Origin of the sequence: Streptomyces nanshensis (assembly GCF_001751255.1) — a bacterium.
Classification (GTDB): Bacteria; Actinomycetota; Actinomycetes; order Streptomycetales; family Streptomycetaceae; genus Streptomyces; species Streptomyces nanshensis_A.
The window spans coordinates 1-1,969 of record NZ_LJGW01000582.1 but is presented as its reverse complement, the minus strand read 5'-3'; the positions used below and the strand labels follow the sequence as shown (position 1 = coordinate 1,969).

General features: G+C 74.3%; 3 protein-coding genes and 1 pseudogene. 2 read left to right on the top strand and 2 right to left on the bottom strand.

Annotated elements, in window-relative coordinates; genetic code table 11:
• The coding region (locus tag AN218_RS29925; protein ID WP_070020189.1) for a galactokinase at positions 1–903 on the top strand (903 nt) is incomplete at its 5' end.
• Positions 904–1,046: 143 nt separating this feature from the next.
• Here AN218_RS29925 and AN218_RS38955 read toward each other — a convergent pair.
• Positions 1,047–1,091: pseudogene (locus tag AN218_RS38955) on the bottom strand (hypothetical protein); the annotation flags it as partial.
• Positions 1,091–1,435, bottom strand: a complete 345-nt coding sequence (locus tag AN218_RS34945) for a hypothetical protein (RefSeq protein WP_338059651.1) — start codon at positions 1,433–1,435, stop codon at positions 1,091–1,093. The pseudogene AN218_RS38955 and the gene AN218_RS34945, both read right to left, overlap by 1 nt.
• 291 nt (positions 1,436–1,726) lie before the next feature.
• Here AN218_RS34945 and AN218_RS29920 point away from each other — a divergent pair.
• Positions 1,727–1,969 (top strand): helix-turn-helix domain-containing protein (locus tag AN218_RS29920; protein WP_141747753.1); only part of this gene is annotated, 243 nt, incomplete at its 3' end.

The window sequence follows — 1,969 nt, the reverse complement described above, 5'->3', positions numbered from 1 at the left end:
GACCGCGGCGGCTGGGCCGCCTACCCGGCCGGCGTGGTGTGGGCGCTGCGCGACGCGGGTCACCAAGTGGGCGGCGCCGACCTGCACTTCGAGAGCAGCGTGCCGACGGGCGCGGGGCTCTCCTCGTCCGCCGCGCTGGAGGTCGCCACGGCCGTCGCCCTCGACGGGCTGTACGGGCTGGGCCTGCCGCCGCAGCGCCTCGCCGAACTGTGCCGGCGCGCGGAGAACGACTTCGTCGGCGTCCCGTGCGGCGTGATGGACCAGATGGCCGCCGCCTGCTGCACCGCCGGGCACGCCCTGTATCTCGACACCCGCGATCTGGCCCGGCGGCAGGTCCCGTTCGACCTCGCAGCACACGGTCTGCGGCTGCTCGTCGTCGACACCCGCGTCAAGCACGCGCTGGGCGACGGCGCCTACGCCGAGCGCCGTGCGGGCTGCGAGGCCGCCGCCGCGGCGCTGGGCGTCGCCGCACTCCGCGAGATCGACGCCGCCGTACTGCCGTCCGCGCTGGAACGCCTGGGCGACGCGGAGTCGCGTCCGCTGCTGCGCCACGTCGTCACGGAGAACGAACGCGTCGAGCGGATCCTGCGCCTCCTGGACGCGGGGCAGGTGCACGCCATCGGGCCGGTGCTCACCGAGGGTCACGCCTCGCTGCGCGACGACTTCCGCGTCTCGTGCGCCGAACTCGACCTGGCCGTCGAGGCGTCGACGGCGGCCGGCGCACTGGGGGCACGCATGACGGGCGGCGGCTTCGGCGGCTCGGCGATCGTGCTCGTACGGGCGGACGCCGCGGATTCCGTCGCCAAGGCGGTCACGGAGTCCTTCGCGTCCGCCGGGCACCGGGAGCCGCGGATCTTCGAGGCGGTACCGGGGCCGGGCGCGCGGCGGGTCACAGCCGCTTGACGAGGATGTGGTCTGGGGGCACCTCCCAGCGGCAGCGTGGGGGAGCAGCCGGGCGGATAGCCCTCGACGGTGCCGACGAGGGTGTAGCCGAGCTTCGAGTAGAAGCCGGGCGCCTGGAAGTCGAAGGTCTCCACGCGGCAGCCCACACAGCCGAGTTCGTCGCGTGCGTGCTGCTCGGCCTGCGCCATCAGACGGGAGCCCAGGCGGTGGCCCGGTCCCTTTGGGGCGCCGCCTGGGGCCGTGTCCCCGCGTGCCGCGGCGGCGCGCAACTCCTCGTCCACCCACAGCAGTTCGATGTGCAGCCTCCCCCTCGGCCTCCGGCCTGGGAGGTGCCCCCAACCCAGGCGTTGCCGACGAGACCGCCGAGCAGCCGCTCGCCGTCCAATGCGTAGACCTCGACGGGCACTTCGGAATCCGCAGCCGTACCGCGCAGGCGGCGCATCGCGGGGGAGGTGCGGGAGTTGTTCTCGCGCAGGCGCTGGTGCACGAGGTGCCGTCGTCGCTCGTCGGCGCGTGTCTCGATTCGGAACATGTCTCTCAGTTGACGCCCTGTGCAAGCGATTTCGCCAATCGGTTTCCGTTGTCATCGCCCGGCCTTACCCTGAGTCGTACGCATTGCACCGGTGGGGGCCGGTGCCAGTCTGGGGGCGGTGCGGCCGTGCAGGCCACGCCGGGCAGCGATGCCGGGCGGGCAGCACGAGCGCGGCCGGTGTCCTCCCCACGACCATCGGTGTGGGAGGGGGCCCGGCGGGGCGAAGGTCCCCGGCACGCGCATCTCTTCCCTCGTCACGGGGGTGACGTACCCGCACTGCCAGGGGACGACATGCAACGTATCCGTGTGCTGGTGGTCGACGACCACCGCATCTTCGCCGAGTCCCTGTCCGCCGCGCTCGCGGCCGAGCAGGACGTCGAGGTCTCGGCGGCCGGCAGCGTCCAGGCGGCGCTGCGGGCGCTGGAGCGGGGTGCGGCCGACGGGCGCCGGTTCGACGTGCTGCTGGTCGACGCGGACCTGACGGTGCCGGCGGAGGGGACGGGCCGTACGGGGGGCGGGGCACCGGCGGGCGCG

Coding starts and splice junctions, on each gene's coding strand:
- AN218_RS34945 (WP_338059651.1), bottom strand. CDS start 1,435: ATGTTCCGAATCGAGACACGCGCCGACGAGCGACGACGGCACCTCGTG.